1 protein-coding gene is annotated in these 292 nt (G+C 60.6%); it reads right to left on the bottom strand.

From position 1 onward, the window contains the following. Positions 1–292: PspA/IM30 family protein (locus QP363_RS12960; RefSeq protein ID WP_369181390.1), on the bottom strand; the 292-nt coding region annotated here is incomplete at both ends.

Here is a 292-nt window from a genome sequence, read left to right as displayed (position 1 = left end):
ATAACCTTTTCCTGGGAGGCGAGCATGGGTTCGGCGTCCTTGGCTTCGCGCTCGTATTGAATCTGCTTGCTCAGTGCCACTTTCGCGAGGTCATCCCAGTGGTTCGCACCTGCTTCATCGCCCTTGGCGCGCATCTCATCGGCGCGGCGCGAGGAGGCGATGGCTTTCTGCCCCCAGTCGCGGGCGGCTTTGATGTCCTCGTTGTAATCGGATTGTGCCAGGCGCAGATTGCCCACGGTCAGGGCCACGGCATCTTCGGCTTCCGCAATGGACTTCTTGTAATCCCGCACCA

It is taken from the genome of Corynebacterium sp. UMB6689 (assembly GCF_030215295.1).
In the GTDB taxonomy this organism is placed as follows: Bacteria; Actinomycetota; Actinomycetes; order Mycobacteriales; family Mycobacteriaceae; genus Corynebacterium; species Corynebacterium aurimucosum.
This window is presented reverse-complemented; position numbering and strand designations above follow the sequence as displayed.